Source organism: Zoogloea sp. (assembly GCF_030157465.1).
Classification (GTDB): Bacteria; Pseudomonadota; Gammaproteobacteria; order Burkholderiales; family Rhodocyclaceae; genus Zoogloea.
On the sequence record NZ_JAOAUU010000136.1, the window covers coordinates 1 to 14,361 of the forward strand.

Genomic DNA, 14,361 nt, shown 5'->3' on the forward strand with positions numbered 1-14,361 from the left:
CCGCGCCGCCGTAGCCGGCCGGGTGTGCAAACCCGGCCGTGGGAAACCCCCGGCCGATGTGACGCCAAACACGGGAAAGCCCGCTGGGCTTGGAGAACCTGACCTGTCGCGGGGAAAACGCTTTCCACACTTAACGCGAACATAGCCAAGTCATTCGCCCTAGGCGCATTGAATCATCCACATGCCTTCGATCCGAGTCCGTGGGCGACTGAAGTCGCCCCAGGCTGCCTTTCGACACGCTTGGAGCTATTCAAGGGCCGGGTTAAGCCGGGTTAAAGGGCGACGCCCCGAAGTTCAGCAGCGCCCCTTCTTGGCCTGACCCGGCGGACAGTGGCCTTCGGAGCCGCCGTCGCCCCCGCGCCGGGGTTCGCAGCGACCGCGGAAATTCTTGCGGCCTTCGTAGCGGTGGCAGTTGTCGCGCCACCAGTTTTCTTCGCGCCAGCGGTCGCCATCCCAGTAGCGGCCGTCGCGGTTGCGGTCGCCGATGTAGAGCGACATTCCGGGCACCTGGATCGAAAGGTCCAGGTCCACCGCGGCCACCGGCGTTGCCGTGGCAAAAGTGGCCAGGGCCAGGGAAACGAACAGCATGTTGCGCATGGCAAGTCTCCGGCTAAGTTAAGGTTGCCGACTATAAACCCCCTCCACCGGCCCGGCATGGCGACAATAGCCTCGCAGGCCGGTCTGCCCGCTGAATCCCATCGTCGTTACAATGTGTCGAAGACGACACACCGGCACCGGGCCGGTGCGCACAAGGAGGCAGCATGGCCGTCATTTTTGCCAAGACCCGCAAGGGCCACGCGGAGATCGAAACCCGCGCCGGCGGTCTCAACCCGCGGGTGCGTCGCGTTCTGATCTTCGTGGACGGCAAGCGGCCGGTCGAAGAGCTGCGCGGCATGCTGCAGTCGGACGATCTGCAGCACACCCTGGGCATGCTGGAAGAGGAAGGCTTCATCGAGATGACCGGCGTGGCCGGCCCCGCGGGCGCGCAGCCTGTCGATGCCGCTCTGCCGCCGCTGGTGGCTTTCCGCCTGCATCCGCCCGGCGACGACCCGGTGCGCCTGCAGCAGGCGCGCAACTTCATGCTCAACACCCTCAACGCCTTTGTCGGCGCGCTGGGCACCAGTTCGCTCCAGGACCGCATCGAGGCGGCCCGCAACCAGGCCGATCTGCGCAGCCTCTTCGACGAGTGGTATCACGCCATCGTCAGCTCCCGCAACGGCCGGCGCGAGGCCGAGCACCTGCGGGGCAAGCTGCTTGAGGTGATCTGACGGGGCGGCTTCGTCTGTCCGGCTTGCCGCGGGTCAAGTACCTGCCGGCGGCGGTGAACTAATCTCCGCTTCCGTGAATCAATTTTGCAGGGGCTCGTGTCCTTTGGGCACGGGCCTGTCCGCTCCTTGCATTCACCTGCCGGTCAATTGCCATGGACGACGCCAGTCTCGATTTCGACATTCCCGGCCGCGAGCTCGCCGTCGCTGCCGAGGCGCTGTATCTCGCCAATCTCATGATCGTGCCGGGGCTGGGCTTTGTCGCGCTGCTGGTGCTGTGGCTGCGTGAGCGCCGCCGGGCGCCGGAGCTGGCCCGCGGCCACCTGCGCCAGACCCTCGCCGCCAGCCTGTGGGCCGGCGCGCTGCTGGTCGTGGCCAACGTGGCCATCATCCTGGCCGGCGGCTACGACGCCGCCTCCACGTGGATCATCGTGATCCTCTACTTCACGTGCTGCCACTCCACGCTGATCTTCTGCGGCGCCATCGGCCTGTCGAAGGCGCTGGCGGGCAAGCCTTTCCGCTTTCCGCTGATCGGGCCACGCTGATGGCCGGGCAACGCATCATTCCGATCAAACCCGTCGGCACGCCGGCCGACGGTGGCCGCCAGCGCTGGCGGCGCTGGGCGCAGGCGGGCTTCTTCGTGCTGTTCATCCTCGCGCCGGTTTTCAATCTGCTGCGCTTCGATCTCGTGGCCGGCCACGCCTGGCTGCTGGGTTTTGAATGGCATGCCGGGCTGGAGGATTTTTCCGCCGGGCGCATCGACGCGCTGGGTGCCGTCGGGCGGGTGATCGGCCGCGTGCTGCTGCCCATCCTCGCCACCGGCGCGGTGCTGATCTGGGTGTCGTGGAAGTGGGGGCGGCTGTACTGTGGCTGGTTGTGCCCGCATTTTTCGGTGGTTGAAACCATCAACGGCTTCATGCGCCGGGCCATTGGCCGGCCCAGCCTGTGGGAATCACGCCCGCTGCCGCCCCGCGAGCCCGACGGCACGCCGGTGGTGTACGACCGCCTGTGGTGGCTGGTGACCGTGCCGCTGGCGGTGGGCTTTGCCTTCGTGTGGGCGGTGGTGCTGCTCACCTACCTGTTGCCGCCCTTCCAGGTGTATAGCCATCTGCTGGCCGGGGCGCCAACCCGCAGCGAGTTCATCTTCATCACGGCCGGCACGGTGGTGCTGTCGGCCGAATTTCTCTTCGCGCGTCACTTGTTCTGTCGCTACGCCTGCGCTGTGGGCATGTTCCAGAGCCTGGCCTGGATGGGCAACCGGACGGCGATGGTGGTGGGTTTCGAGCGCGACCGGGCGGCCGACTGCGCCAGTTGCTACAGCGCCTGTGACCACGTCTGCCCGATGCGCCTCAAGCCGCGCAACATCAAGCGCACGATGTTTACCTGCACCCAGTGCGCCCAGTGCATCAGCGCCTGTGCAACCACCCAGGCCGACAACCCCAACGGCCCGCTGCTGCAATGGGTGAGCGGCGAGGCGGCGCGTCACAACGAAGCGGCGTTTGCCGCGCCCAGACCGACCCCGAACTCCGAGAGGAAAACCCAGTGACCGGCTTCAACGATTTTGCCATCGCCCGCGCGATCCACGTTCTGGCGGTGCTGATCTGGATCGGCGGTGTGGCCTTCGTGACGATGGTGATGATTCCCGCCTGCCGCGCCATGGCCGAACCACAGGCACAGCTTGAGCTTTTCGAGCGCCTCGAACACCGCTTCGCCGCCATCGCCCGCTGGAGCGTGCTACTCGCGGGCGCCTCGGGCCTGTGGCTCACAGGGCTGCTGGGCGCGTGGGATCGCTTCGCCGATCCGGCCGCCTGGTGGTGGATGCACGGCATGGTGGCGGTGTGGACGATCTTCGCGGTGATGCTCTTCATCCTCGAGCCCTTCGTGCTGCAAAAGCTCTTCGCGAAACTCGCCCGGCGTGACCCGGTGGGCACGATGGCGCGCATCCAGCGCGTACACGTGGTGCTGCTGACGGTGAGCCTGGTGGTGGTGGCGGGGGCCGTGGCCGGCAGCCACGGGGGCTGGCGCTTCGGATGATTCAGAGCTTGTCCGTAAATAGCCCGGCCTCGGCCTCTTATTCACGGACAAGCTCTTAATGCTGGCGCAGCCAGCGGATGACCGTCGCGTAGAGGAGGTCCGGGTCGACCGGCTTGCTCAGGAAATCGTTCATGCCGGCCGCCTGGCAGCGCTGGCGGTCTTCGGCAAAGGCGTTGGCGGTCATGGCGATGATCGGTACGTCGGCGCCCGCCGGCAAGGCGCGGATGCATCGCGTGGCGTCCAGCCCGTCCATCAGCGGCATCTGCATGTCCATCAGGATCAGCCCGTAGCGGGCCGCACCGGCCATGGCCACGGCTTCGGCGCCGTTGTTGGCGACATGCACGATGAGCCCCAGTTCTTCCAGCAAGTCGCGGGCGATTTCCTGATTGACCGGCTCGTCTTCGGCCAGCAGGATCTGTGCGCCGTGCAGGCCGCCGACGAGGATGGCTTCGTGGTTGTCGGTTTCGCGTTCCGGCGCCGCCGCCTCGAGCTGCGCCGTTGCCCTTTGCAGGCGGGCGGTAAACCAGAAGCGGCTGCCGATATCCTTGCGTGACTCGGCGCCGGCCTGTCCGCCCATCAGTTCGGCCAGCCGCCGGGTGATGACCAGGCCCAGGCCGGTGCCACCGTATTTCCGGGTGGTCGAATTGTCGCCCTGCTCGAAGGCCGTGAAGAGCTGCGCCAGCGCCTCGGGCGCGATGCCGATGCCGGTATCCTCGACCTCGAAGCGGAGCAGCACGTCGTCGGTGCTTTCGGAGGCGAGCTGCATGCGCAGTGTGACCCGGCCGGTGTCGGTGAACTTGATGGCGTTGGTGGCGAGGTTGAGCAGCGCCTGGCGCAATCGCGTGGGGTCGCCCAGCAGCCGGACTTCGCGCGGCGGTGTTTCGACGACGATCTGCACGCCTTTTTCAAGGGCGCGTTCTTCGATGAGGGCGGCCACTTCCGGCAGAAGTTCGGCGGATTCCAGCTCGATTGTTTCGAGTTCGAGTTTTCCGGCCTCGATCTTGGAAATGTCGAGGATGTCGTTGATGACCTGCAGCAGGTGTCGGCCTGCTGTGTCTATCCTGGCCAGCTGCCCGGTCTGACGTTCGGTCAGCTCGGTGCGGCGCAGGAGGTGGGTCATGCCGATGATGGCATTCAGCGGGGTGCGGATTTCATGGCTCATGTTGGCCAGGAAGGCGCTTTTGGCGCGGCTGGCCGCTTCGGCTTCATCGGCGCGCCGTTGCAGTTCCGAGTGCAGCGCGGCGATCTGTGCTTCTTTTGCCTTGCGCTCCCGGTTGTCGCTCATCGTCGTGCTGCTGTAGAGAAAGCCGCCGTCGGCAGCCCTGATCAGTTCGGAGTTGACGAGCACCGGAATGCTTGTGCCGTCCTTGCGCAGCACGTCGTATTCGAGATTCAAAATACGCCCCTGGCGCGTGAATTCGGCGAAGAGCCCTTCAAAACGGGGCCGATCGTGGGGCGCCATGATGTCGCGGATGTTCAGTTTTCCGACCACCTCGTCCCGCGTGTAGCCGAGCATCTGCAGCTCGGTGTCGTTGATCGCGATGATCTGCCCGGCCGGATCGAGGGAGTGGTAGCCACAGGGCGCGCGGTTGTAGAGGTTGTTCAGCTCGGCGGTGCGCTGGGCGACGAGTTCCTCGAGGTGTTCGCGGTGCTGGCGCAGCTCGTCGTCCGCGCGCTTGCGCTCGGAAATGTCGGTGTGGGTGCCGGCCATGATCAGCGGCGAGCCGTCGGTGCTCCATTCGACGACGCGGCCTCGGGTCAGGATCCACTTCCATTCGCCGTTTTTCATGCGGCAGCGGATCTCGGCTTTGTGAAAGGGGCTGGCGCCGCTCAGGTGCTGGCGGATGGACGAAATGGCCACTTCGAGGTCGTCCGGGTGAACGTGCCTGGGCCATTCTTCGGGTGCAAGACTCCGCTCGCCGACGGCGTAGCCCAGCATCGATTCGTAGCGGGCGCTGACGGTGAACTGCCCGGTCTTGAGGTTCCAGTCCCAGAAACCCTGGTTGCTGCCTTCCAGGACGCGGGCGTAGCGGGCTTCGTTTTCCCGCAGCTGGGTAACGTTGCTGAAGGCGATGCAGACCCACTGCGTGCCGTTTTCGTCGGCAAAGGCGGTGGCCTTGAATTCGGCCAGGAAGGCCCGCCCGTCGTCCTGAGCGCAGCACTCTCCCGAAAGGGTCGTCTCTTCGGCGTCGCCGGCCGGGCTCAAACCGGCGAGGACGTTGGAGTCGAAGAGATCGGCCCGGTTCAGCCGGGTCAGCGCTGCGTGCGAATAGCCCAACAGCCGGCACGCGGCCTTGTTGGCCGCGGCCACCGCGCCATCCTGCGTGCAGCAGATGATGGCTTCCGGGCTATGAACGAACAGGGCCGACTCGATGAAGGGGGGTGTGTGGTGAGACATACCTCGGACTACTCGGATATTCGACTGCAGGACTACGGCAGGGCGCGCCGGGCCTTGAGTTCAGCTCGAACAGCTCACCGCCAGCCCCGCAGCCCAGTCGGGTGGCGGGGCGGCGTAGCGCTCGTTGTGGGGCTGATCGTCGAAGGGGCTGGCGAGGCAGGCCAGTACTTTGTCCACCTCGCTGAAATTGCCGCCCTGGGCGGCACGGATGGCGGATTCGGCGATCCAGTTGCGCAGCACGTACTTGGGATTGACGCCCATCATCGCGGCCTGGCGTTCGGCGTCGGGCCGGCCTTCGGCGGCCAGGCGGGCACGCCACAGGGCGAGCCAGGCGTCGAGGCCGTCCCGGTCGATGGCCAGGTCGCGCAGCGGGGCGTCGGTGGTTGTCCGTGTGGTTTCGTCGACCTTCGCGGGGAGCGTGCCGAGGCGGCGGAAGAACTGCGTGTAATCCGGGTGCTGCTGCTGGAGCATGCCGAAGGTGTCGCCGATGAAATCCTCGTCGCCGGGCAGGGCGCGGGCGAGGCCGAGCTTGGCGCGCATGAGATCCATGAAGTGGCCTTCGAAGGCCGGGGCGTAGCTGGTTTCGATGGCGGCCTGCACGTCTTCCGGCTCGCCGATCAGCGGGGCCAGCGCGCTGCCGAGCGCGTAGAGGTTCCAGTGGCCGATCTGCGGTTGCGACTTGTAGCTGTAGCGGCCGCGGTCGTCGGAGTGGTTGCAGATGTGGTGGGGGTCGAAGGCGTCCATGAAGCCGAACGGGCCGTAATCGAGGGTGAGGCCGAGGATCGACATGTTGTCGGTGTTCATCACGCCGTGCATGAAGCCCACGGCCTGCCACCTGGCGATGAGTTCGCCGGTGCGCCGGCCCACGTCCGCGAGCAGCGCGCCGTAAGGGTTGGCGGCGTCGCGGCATTCGGGGCGAAAGCGCTCGATGACGTAGTCGGCGAGCTGGCGCAGCTCGGTGGTCTTGCCCTTGGCGGCCCAGTGCTCGAAGGAGCCGAAGCGGATGAAGCTCGGCGCCAGCCGGGCGACGACGGCGGCGGTTTCCATGGTTTCGCGGCGCACCGGGGCGTGGGAACCGACCACGCTGAGGGCGCGGGTGGTGGGAATGCCGAGGGCGGCCATGGCTTCGGAGCAGAGGAATTCGCGGATGGATGAGCGCAGCACGGCGCGGCCGTCGGCAAAGCGCGAATAGGGCGTCTGGCCGGCGCCCTTGAGCTGGATCTCCCAGCCCGTGCCGGTGCCGGCGACTTCGCCCAGCAAATGGGCGCGTCCGTCGCCCAGCTGGCCGGCCCATACGCCGAACTGGTGGCCGGAATACACGGCGGCCAGCGGCTCGCTGCCCGGCAGCAGGCGATTGCCGGAAAACACCTGGGCAAACTCCGGGCGCGCGAGTTCGGCGGCATCCAGCCCGATCAGCGCGGCGGCGGCCGGGCTGGCGGCGACGAGGTAGGGGTCGGGCAGCGGCTGGGGCGGCAGGCGGGTGAAGAATGCGTCCGGCAGGCGCGCGAAGGCGTTGTCGAAGGAGAGCGTTTCGAGGGTGGGCATGGGGCAGCGGAAACTCGGTTGGGGAAGGCTTGCGCCGGCCGAAGCGGTGCCTCGGACGTGCGCGCGTGCCCGCTATGCTGCGGGTTGCTGCTTATTATCCGACTAAAACAGTCTGGTATGGTTCCCGCGCACTTCGTCGACGCTCAGGCCGCGTCCGGGGGCTGCCGCGGTACGCAGATTTCGAAAACTGCGCCGCCTTCGGGGTGGTTGCGGGCGGCGAGGGTGCCGTTGTGGCCGCGCACGATTTCGAGGGTGATGGCGAGGCCGAGCCCGGTGCCGCCGGCGCCGGTCTTGGTGGCGCTGCTTTGCACGAACTTGTCGAAGATGCGCTCCTCTTCACCGGGCGGAATGCCGATGCCCTGGTCGCGCACGGTCAGGGCCAGGGCTTCGCGGCGGCCGATCATCGCGTCGCTGAAGCCGACGGTGATGGTGCCGCCGTTCGGCGAGAACTTGATGGCGTTGGCCAGCAGGTTCTGGATGGCATGGTGGAACTGCTGGGTGTCGATCAGGGCCACGGTGCTGGTGGTGCGGGTGTCGACGGCCAGCGTGATGTGGCGCTGGGCGAGTAGCGCGGCGAGGTCGGATTGCACGCGGCTCACGAGCACGGCCATGTCGGCCCGGTGCAGCGCGAAATCCACGCGCCGCGATTCGAGCTTGGCGAGGTCGAGCAGGTCATTGACGAGATCGGCCATGCGGCTGCCGCTCTGGTGGATGCGCTCGAAGTAATTGATGATCTTTTCGCTTGGAGTCTTGCCGGTGCGGGTTTCGCCGAGCCGCGCGTAGGACAGGATGCCGTGCAGCGGCGTGCGGAACTCGTGGGACATATTGGCCAGAAACTCGCTTTGCAGCTGGTTGGCCCGCTCGGCGGCTTCCTTGGCGCGGACCAGGTCGGTGGTCTGGGCGGCGACGAGTTCGGAGAGATGGTCGCGGTGATGCAGCAGCTCGGCCTCGATGGCCTTGCGTGCCGTGATGTCCTTGGAGGTGCCGCGGTAGCCGAGAAATTCTCCGTCGCTGCCAAAGTGGGGCGTGCCGGACGTGCTGTACCAGGTTGGACGGATGTTGATGGAATGGGCTTGGTATTCGAAGTCGCGGAAGGCCTGGCGGCGGGCGATGGTGTTGAGATAGGTGGCCCACTTGGCGGTGTTCTGGCGCTCGTCGGGGCTGGCGAATTCTTCGCGGCGTTTGCCGCGCACGATGTCGATCAGGTTCTGGCCGGAGATGTCCGGCCCCGCGTAAACGGTAAAACGCATCTCGGCGTCGGTTTCCCAGAACCAGTCTGACGATACCGTCGAGAAATCGCGAAAGCGCTGCTCGCTGGCTTTCAGGGCCTGCTCGCGGGCGCGGAGTTCGCTGATGTCGGTGCCGACGATGACGGCGCCGGCGAGCTTGCCGTTGTGTTCGTAGAGAGGCGTGGCGCGGAGCATGAAATGGCAGGCGCCGGCGCCGGGCAGGTGGCTGCGGAGGCAGGTTTCCATCTCCAGGCCGCCCTGTTTCAGGATGGTGCGGAACAGTACCGTGCCGGGCGCAAAGCTGGGCGAGGCGGCGTGCAGCGGAGCCAGGGTGTCGTCGGTAAGCAGGCTGTCGGGCGAGGTGCCGATCAGGCTGGCCGGGTCGAGGCCGAGATTGCGCCGGGTTGCGGCATTGGCCTGGCTGATGCGCCCGAAGCGGTCGACGACCAGCAGCAGGCTGTCCATGGTGTTCATCACGTTGCTGACGAAGCTGCTCATCCGGGCCTGCTCGGCGTTGCGCAGTTCGAGCTGGCGGGATTTGGCGCTCACTTCGTCCACCATCGCGTCCATCATGCCGGTGACGGCCGTGATCTGTTGTTCGAGGGTGGCGTTGGCTTCGCGCAGGGCTTCGAGTTCGGCGCGCAGGCGCGTGGTTTCGTCGGTCTGCTTGCTCATGGTGGTGCCCACCGGGCGATGATGTGCGCGGCGGCCTTGTCGACCGCGGCGGCAACCGCGGCCGAGAGACCGGGTGAAAAGGCCTGGATGTGGCCGGCTTCGACGCCGACGAGGCGGATTGCCGGCACTTGATCGAGAGCTGCCGGCAGCAGTTGCAGCAGGCTGCCTACGCCGGCGCCGTGAAAGCCGGCGCGGGCTTCGTTGCCGGCGGCGTCGGCGGCAATGGCGCTGGCGTCCAGATCATGCAGCGAGCCCGGCGGGCCGAAGCCCTGGACGGCATCCACGATGATGGCCTGCGCGCAGCCTTCGAAGCAGGCGATGGCGGCCAGCCCGGCCAGATCGGCGCGCATCAGGCGTACGCCGGCGGGCAGCGCTGCGGCGGCCAGGCGCGCATGCACGGCGGGGCCGAAGCCGTCGTCGCCGTGGAGTTCGTTGCCAAAGCAGATGACGTGGAGGGCGGTGCGAGCTTCAGACGCCATAGCGGTGTTTTTCGCTGCGTCCGACGAAATGCACGGTGCACACCAGGCACGGGTCGTGGGCACGCACGATGTGGCCGATCTCGATGGGGTCGGACGGGTCGGCCAGTTCGAGGCCGATGACGCTCTGTTCCCAGTGGCCGTGGCGGCCGGCGCTGTCTTTGGGCGAGGCGTTCCAGGCGGTGGGGGTGACGATCTGGTAGCGGCTGATGCGCCCGTCTTCGACCTGTATCCAGTGGCCGAGGCTGCCGCGGGCGGCCTGCACGAAGCCGTAGCCCTCGCCGTTGTCGAAGGCATCGGCCGGCGGGGGCAGATAGTGGGGCGTGCCGAGCTGGCCGGCGAGATCAGCGAGATGCTGCTTCATGTGGTGCAGGGTGTGGCCGGTGCGGCGCAGGCGGGCAAACTGGCGCAGCCAGGTGTTGGGGCCCTCGCTGGCGAGGAGGCTGCGAATCAGCGTGTCGCCGCCGGTGAGCAGTTCGGCCAGCGGGCCGGCTTCGACGACGAGTTCGCCGTAGCGCGGGGCCTTGGCCCAGGTGTAGCGGTCGGTGTCGGGTTGATAGTCGGGCACGGTTTCGCCGGCAAAGGGATGGAGGCCGCCGGGATAGGGGCGGTACCAGGCGTGGCGCACGTGCTCGTTGATCAGGGCCGGGTCGAAGGGGTCGAGCTGGCCGGTGTCTGCGTGGTAGATGCCGGCGCCGGGCAGGCTGGCGGGCGCCGGCCCGTGCTGCGGGTCGTGCCAGGCGCCGGCGCTGAGAAAGTGGCGGGCGCCGATGCCGGTTTTTTGCAGGCCGATGCGGCGGGCGAAGCGGGTGAGGAGGCCGATGGCGCTGGCGGCGTGGGGGGCTGCGTCGAGCCAGCTGAAAAAGGCGTCGGCGTCATCAAGGGCGAGCCAGTTGTCGAGGCTGTCGCCGATCACTTCGTCTTCGTAGTAGCGGATGACCTGGTCGACGATGTCCTGGCAGTCGATCAGCTCGCGGGCCGTGGCGCCGCGGGTGATCCCGCCGGGCAGCATGTAGGAGGAGTGGGGCCACTGGCCGCCGAATATGGCCACCAGCTCGACCACCTTGCGCGAGGCGGCGAGGGTGGCGCGCACGACGCGGCCCTTCAGCGGCGCGAAGGCGGCTTCGATGTCGGCAAAGAGCGGCAGGCCGGCGTAGCGGGCGTGCACGAAGTCGGGCGTGAAGAACAGGAAGCTCTGGCGCAGGTCGGACTGCACGTTTTCGGCCATCAGGCACAGGTTGCGCACCAGGGTGGCGCGGGGCGTGGACCGGCAGCCGGGCGAGCCGTTCCAGGGCGAGCGCGGCGGTGTAGAGATGGGCGGTGCCGCAGATGCCGCACACGCGCGGCGTGATGACGAGGCCGTCCTTGGGGGCGCGGCCGATCAGGAGTTGCTCGAAGCCGCGGAACAGGGTGCCGACGCAGCGGGCGTCGACGATGCGATTGCCTTCGAGGTCGACCTGGAATTCCAGGTCGCCTTCGACGCGGTTGAGATCGATGTTGAGGGTGGTGCGGGCCATGATCGGGCTCTCAGGGCTCCATGTCCCGGTTCTTGATGCGCAGCGGCATGGCCGCCTGGGCGAGGTTCTTGTAGGCGATGTAGTGGGCGCGCGAGACGCCCAGCGGCAGGGCCACCGGCACGGCGCCGATCTTCTCGGTGCGGAACAGGTCGCCATCCTTGGGGAAGCCCGGCGAGGTGCAGCCGAAGCAGGGTACGCCGGCGCGGGGTTTGCTGCTGCGCCCGTTCCACAGCTCGCTGTTGCAGTTGGCGAGGGTGTTGGGGCCCTGGCAGCCGAGGTTGAAAAACAGGCAGCCGCGCCCGCCGAGCTGGGTCTCTTCGAGGTTGTAGTCGTGGTATTCGTTGCGGGTGCAGCCCTGGTGCACGGTGCTGCCGTAAAAGGCCCGCGGACGGTTGAGTCCGTCGAGTTCCAGCGGCAGGCCCTGGGCGATCATGGCCAGGCTGCGGGTGATGGTGGTGGGGTGGGTCGGGCAGCCGGCCAGGTTGATCACCGGCAGGCCGGCCCCGGAGCGCCAGTCGGGGGGCAGCAGTCCGCCGGGCGTTTCACGGTCGAACTGCAGGCCGGTGCAGTCGGTGGGGTTGGGCGGGGCGGCGGGAATGCCGCCGAAGGCTGCGCAGGTGCCCACTGCCACCACGTGGCGGGCGCGCCGGGCCAGGGCTTCGGCGATCTGGATCTTGGGCCGTCCGCGGTAGCTGTCGAACATGCCGGTGCCCAGAGGGCCGGTGATCAGGCTGCCTTCGATGCACAGGATGTCGAGCGGCCGGGTGCCGGCCTCGATCTCGGCGATCAAGCCGCCGAGCCCGCCGGGCCGGGCCTCGGTCAGGGACGGGTGCCACAGGATGTCGAGGGTGCCGTTACGTACCAGCGTCTCGATGGAGGGGCTGTCGGCGGTGAGCAGCGACATGGTGTCACCACTGCAGGAGCCGGTTTGAAGCCAGAGCAGGGTTGCCATGAACGGAGTCTCCACCGGGGGCAGGTTGTGGACGAACAGCATCGAGACCAGGACAGCACTCGTCCGGTTCCCTAGCTTTTTACGTCAATCCGGTGACCGGGTTGAGGTGGCCTCTGTGAAAAGTTATGGGGCTCCGTGCGTTTTGTCGCTGGAGATCGGTGCCAGCTCGGCGATTTCGGCGTCGCTGAAAAGCCGCGAGCGGGTGACGAAGGCACGCCCCTTGCCGCAGTCGAGGGAGAAATCTCCACCGCCGCCGGGCTGCACGTCGAGGGTGAGTTGCGAGCTGGCGTAGTAAGTGTATTCCTGATGGCCGAGGTAGAAGGGCGCGCCGCCGACTTCGCCGAGCAGCAGCATGGTCGGGCCGGGCAGGATTTCGCCCTGCTTGTAGCAGTTGGGCACGCTGCCGTCGCAGCAGCCGCCGGAGAGCAGGAACATCAGCGGGCCGAATTCGGCGGCCAGCTCGTCGATGAAGGCGAGGGCGGTGTCGGTGGCGACGATGCGTTGGGTCATGACGGGCTCCATGGTAAAAAAAAACGGGGCGGGAAAAATCCCGCCCCGCAACACCTTGCCTTACAGGTGCGACACGAACATCAGAAGAAGCCCAGTGCGTTCGGGCTGTAGCTGACCAGCAGGTTCTTGGTCTGCTGGTAGTGGTCGAGCATCATCTTGTGGGTTTCGCGGCCGATGCCGGATTCCTTGTAGCCGCCGAAGGTCGCACCGGCCGGGTAGGCGTGGTAGCAGTTGGTCCAGACGCGGCCGGCCTTGATGCCACGGCCCATGCGGTAGGCGCGGCTGCCATCACGGCTCCACACGCCAGCGCCGAGGCCGTACGGGGTGTCGTTGGCGATGGCGAGGGCTTCGGCTTCGTCCTTGAAGGTGGTCACGGCCAGCACCGGTCCGAAGATCTCTTCCTGGAAGATGCGCATCTTGTTGTGGCCCTTGAAGAGGGTCGGCTGGATGTAATAGCCGCCTTCAAGTTCGCCGCCCAGCATGGCACGTTCGCCGCCGGTCAGACACTCGGCGCCATCCTGCCGGCCGACTTCCATGTAGGACATGATCTTGCTGAGCTGATCCTGGGAAGCCTGGGCGCCCATCATGCTGTCGGTGTCGAGCGGGCTGAGCTGCTTGATGGCCTTGACGCGGGCCATGACCTTTTCCATGAAGCGGTCGTAGATCGATTCCTGGATCAGCGCGCGGGACGGGCAGGTGCACACTTCGCCCTGGTTGAAGGCGAACAGCACCATGCCTTCGACAGCCTTGTCGAGGAAGGCGTCGTCGGCGGCCATGATGTCTTCGAAGAAGATGTTGGGCGACTTGCCGCCGAGTTCCAGCGTGGCGGGGATCAGGCTGGTGGCTGCGGCCTGGGCGATGACGCGGCCGGTGGCGGTGGAGCCGGTGAAGGCGATCTTGGCGATGCGGCGGCTGGTGGCCAGCGGCATGCCGGCTTCGCGGCCGTAGCCATTGACGACGTTGAGCACGCCCGGCGGCAGCAGGTCGGCGATCAGTTCGACCAGGATCAGGATCGAGATCGGGGTGGATTCAGCGGGCTTGAGCACCACGCAGTTGCCGGCGCCGATGGCGGGGGCCAGCTTCCAGGCGGCCATCAGGATCGGGAAGTTCCAGGGGATGATCTGGCCGACCACGCCGAGGGGCTCGTGGAAGTGGTAGGCGACGGTGTTTTCGTCGATCTCGGAGATGCCGCCTTCCTGGGCGCGCAGGCAGCCTGCAAAGTAGCGGAAGTGGTCGACGGTCAGCGGGATGTCGGCGTTGAGGGTTTCGCGGATGGCCTTGCCGTTATCGACGGTTTCGGCGTAGGCGAGCTTCTCGATGTTGGCTTCCAGGCGGTCGGCGATCTTCAGCAGCAGGCCGGCGCGCTCGCCGGCCGAGGTGCGGCCCCACTTGTCGGCTGCGGCGTGGGCGGCGTCGAGGGCCAGTTCCACGTCTTCTGCGCCGGAGCGGGCGGCCTTGGTGTAAGCCTTGCCGGTGATCGGGGTGATGACGTCGAAGTATTCACCCTTGACCGGGGCAACCCACTTGCCGCCGATGAAGTTTTCGTACTGGGACTTGTATTGGACTTTGGCTTCGGGGGTGCCGGGCAGTGCGTAGATCATGAAGGTCTCCTCCTGGATTTTGGTCGAAAACGCTTTTTGCAGCGTTGTCCTTTATCAGCAGGGGGCGTGCCAGGGGAGGGATCAGCCTCGCTTATGGAGATAGTTTCTTTTTTTATCAGTCCCTTGGGTGGACTGTCGCGAAATGCTGCGCCGCATCCA

15 protein-coding genes are annotated in these 14,361 nt (G+C 66.9%); 5 read left to right on the forward strand and 10 right to left on the reverse strand.

Annotated features, from left to right (window positions below; translation table 11 throughout):
* Window positions 1-294 precede the first annotated feature (294 nt).
* On the reverse strand, window positions 295-597 hold the full coding sequence (locus tag Q1W26_RS16490) for a DUF2502 domain-containing protein (RefSeq protein ID WP_300442461.1): 303 nt from the start codon (window positions 595-597) through the stop codon (window positions 295-297).
* A gap of 164 nt (window positions 598-761) precedes the next feature.
* On the opposite strand from Q1W26_RS16490, the gene Q1W26_RS16495 reads away from it, so the two are divergent.
* The 4 genes from Q1W26_RS16495 (at window position 762) to Q1W26_RS16510 (ending at window position 3,299) form a co-directional block, all read left to right on the forward strand.
* Window positions 762-1,268, forward strand: coding sequence for a hypothetical protein (locus tag Q1W26_RS16495; protein WP_300442463.1), 507 nt, complete (start codon window positions 762-764; stop codon window positions 1,266-1,268).
* Window positions 1,269-1,420: 152 nt separating this feature from the next.
* Window positions 1,421-1,810, forward strand: a complete 390-nt coding sequence (locus tag Q1W26_RS16500; protein ID WP_300442465.1) for a hypothetical protein — start codon at window positions 1,421-1,423, stop codon at window positions 1,808-1,810.
* Window positions 1,810-2,811, forward strand: a complete 1,002-nt coding sequence (locus tag Q1W26_RS16505) for a 4Fe-4S binding protein (protein WP_300442467.1) — start codon at window positions 1,810-1,812, stop codon at window positions 2,809-2,811. Before Q1W26_RS16500 ends, Q1W26_RS16505 begins: the two co-directional genes overlap by 1 nt.
* Window positions 2,808-3,299 (forward strand): hypothetical protein, encoded by a 492-nt coding sequence (locus Q1W26_RS16510; protein ID WP_300442469.1) that lies wholly within the window; start codon window positions 2,808-2,810, stop codon window positions 3,297-3,299. Before Q1W26_RS16505 ends, Q1W26_RS16510 begins: the two co-directional genes overlap by 4 nt.
* Window positions 3,300-3,354: 55 nt before the next feature.
* On the opposite strand, the gene Q1W26_RS16515 is transcribed toward Q1W26_RS16510, so the two are convergent.
* The 6 genes from Q1W26_RS16515 to Q1W26_RS16540 form a co-directional block, all read right to left on the reverse strand.
* Window positions 3,355-5,697: a PAS domain S-box protein gene (locus tag Q1W26_RS16515; RefSeq protein ID WP_300442471.1), complete on the reverse strand. Its 2,343-nt coding sequence runs from the start codon at window positions 5,695-5,697 to the stop codon at window positions 3,355-3,357.
* 60 nt (window positions 5,698-5,757) lie between these two features.
* Window positions 5,758-7,242 (reverse strand): protein adenylyltransferase SelO family protein, encoded by a 1,485-nt coding sequence (locus tag Q1W26_RS16520; RefSeq protein ID WP_300442473.1) that lies wholly within the window; start codon window positions 7,240-7,242, stop codon window positions 5,758-5,760.
* Between the two features lie 143 nt (window positions 7,243-7,385).
* Window positions 7,386-9,146: a PAS domain-containing sensor histidine kinase gene (locus Q1W26_RS16525; RefSeq protein ID WP_300442475.1), complete on the reverse strand. Its 1,761-nt coding sequence runs from the start codon at window positions 9,144-9,146 to the stop codon at window positions 7,386-7,388.
* Entirely contained in the window at window positions 9,143-9,625 is a 483-nt protein-coding gene (locus Q1W26_RS16530) for a hydrogenase maturation protease (RefSeq protein WP_300442477.1), read from the reverse strand. Before Q1W26_RS16530 ends, Q1W26_RS16525 begins: the two co-directional genes overlap by 4 nt.
* On the reverse strand, window positions 9,615-10,538 hold the full coding sequence (locus Q1W26_RS16535; RefSeq protein WP_300442632.1) for a nickel-dependent hydrogenase large subunit: 924 nt from the start codon (window positions 10,536-10,538) through the stop codon (window positions 9,615-9,617). The genes Q1W26_RS16530 and Q1W26_RS16535 overlap by 11 nt, the downstream gene beginning before the upstream one ends.
* Window positions 10,501-11,004, reverse strand: coding sequence for a hypothetical protein (locus Q1W26_RS16540; protein ID WP_300442634.1), 504 nt, complete (start codon window positions 11,002-11,004; stop codon window positions 10,501-10,503). The genes Q1W26_RS16535 and Q1W26_RS16540 overlap by 38 nt, the downstream gene beginning before the upstream one ends.
* On the opposite strand from Q1W26_RS16540, the gene Q1W26_RS16545 reads away from it, so the two are divergent.
* Entirely contained in the window at window positions 10,885-11,175 is a 291-nt protein-coding gene (locus Q1W26_RS16545) for a hypothetical protein (RefSeq protein WP_300442640.1), read from the forward strand. The two genes, Q1W26_RS16540 and Q1W26_RS16545, sit on opposite strands and share 120 nt — an antisense overlap.
* On the opposite strand, the gene Q1W26_RS16550 is transcribed toward Q1W26_RS16545, so the two are convergent.
* The 3 genes from Q1W26_RS16550 to Q1W26_RS16560 form a co-directional block, all read right to left on the reverse strand.
* Complete coding sequence (locus Q1W26_RS16550) at window positions 11,150-12,091, reverse strand: NADH:ubiquinone oxidoreductase (RefSeq protein WP_300442479.1); 942 nt, start codon at window positions 12,089-12,091, stop codon at window positions 11,150-11,152. The genes Q1W26_RS16545 and Q1W26_RS16550 overlap by 26 nt on opposite strands.
* A gap of 123 nt (window positions 12,092-12,214) precedes the next feature.
* Entirely contained in the window at window positions 12,215-12,601 is a 387-nt protein-coding gene (locus Q1W26_RS16555) for a DUF779 domain-containing protein (RefSeq protein WP_300442480.1), read from the reverse strand.
* An 80-nt stretch (window positions 12,602-12,681) separates the two neighbouring features.
* Window positions 12,682-14,202 (reverse strand): aldehyde dehydrogenase family protein, encoded by a 1,521-nt coding sequence (locus tag Q1W26_RS16560; RefSeq protein ID WP_300442482.1) that lies wholly within the window; start codon window positions 14,200-14,202, stop codon window positions 12,682-12,684.
* Window positions 14,203-14,361 lie beyond the last annotated feature (159 nt).

Excerpts from the sequence above, each read along its gene's own strand:
- Q1W26_RS16490 (WP_300442461.1), bottom strand. The coding sequence starts at position 597 with ATGCGCAACATGCTGTTCGTTTCCCTGGCCCTGGCCACTTTTGCCACG.
- Q1W26_RS16495 (WP_300442463.1), top strand. The coding sequence starts at position 762 with ATGGCCGTCATTTTTGCCAAGACCCGCAAGGGCCACGCGGAGATCGAA.
- Q1W26_RS16525 (WP_300442475.1), bottom strand. The coding sequence starts at position 9,146 with ATGAGCAAGCAGACCGACGAAACCACGCGCCTGCGCGCCGAACTCGAA.
- Q1W26_RS16500 (WP_300442465.1), top strand. The coding sequence starts at position 1,421 with ATGGACGACGCCAGTCTCGATTTCGACATTCCCGGCCGCGAGCTCGCC.
- Q1W26_RS16505 (WP_300442467.1), top strand. The coding sequence starts at position 1,810 with ATGGCCGGGCAACGCATCATTCCGATCAAACCCGTCGGCACGCCGGCC.
- Q1W26_RS16530 (WP_300442477.1), bottom strand. The coding sequence starts at position 9,625 with ATGGCGTCTGAAGCTCGCACCGCCCTCCACGTCATCTGCTTTGGCAAC.
- Q1W26_RS16550 (WP_300442479.1), bottom strand. The coding sequence starts at position 12,091 with ATGGCAACCCTGCTCTGGCTTCAAACCGGCTCCTGCAGTGGTGACACC.
- Q1W26_RS16520 (WP_300442473.1), bottom strand. The coding sequence starts at position 7,242 with ATGCCCACCCTCGAAACGCTCTCCTTCGACAACGCCTTCGCGCGCCTG.
- Q1W26_RS16515 (WP_300442471.1), bottom strand. The coding sequence starts at position 5,697 with ATGTCTCACCACACACCCCCCTTCATCGAGTCGGCCCTGTTCGTTCAT.
- Q1W26_RS16560 (WP_300442482.1), bottom strand. The coding sequence starts at position 14,202 with ATGATCTACGCACTGCCCGGCACCCCCGAAGCCAAAGTCCAATACAAG.
- Q1W26_RS16555 (WP_300442480.1), bottom strand. The coding sequence starts at position 12,601 with ATGACCCAACGCATCGTCGCCACCGACACCGCCCTCGCCTTCATCGAC.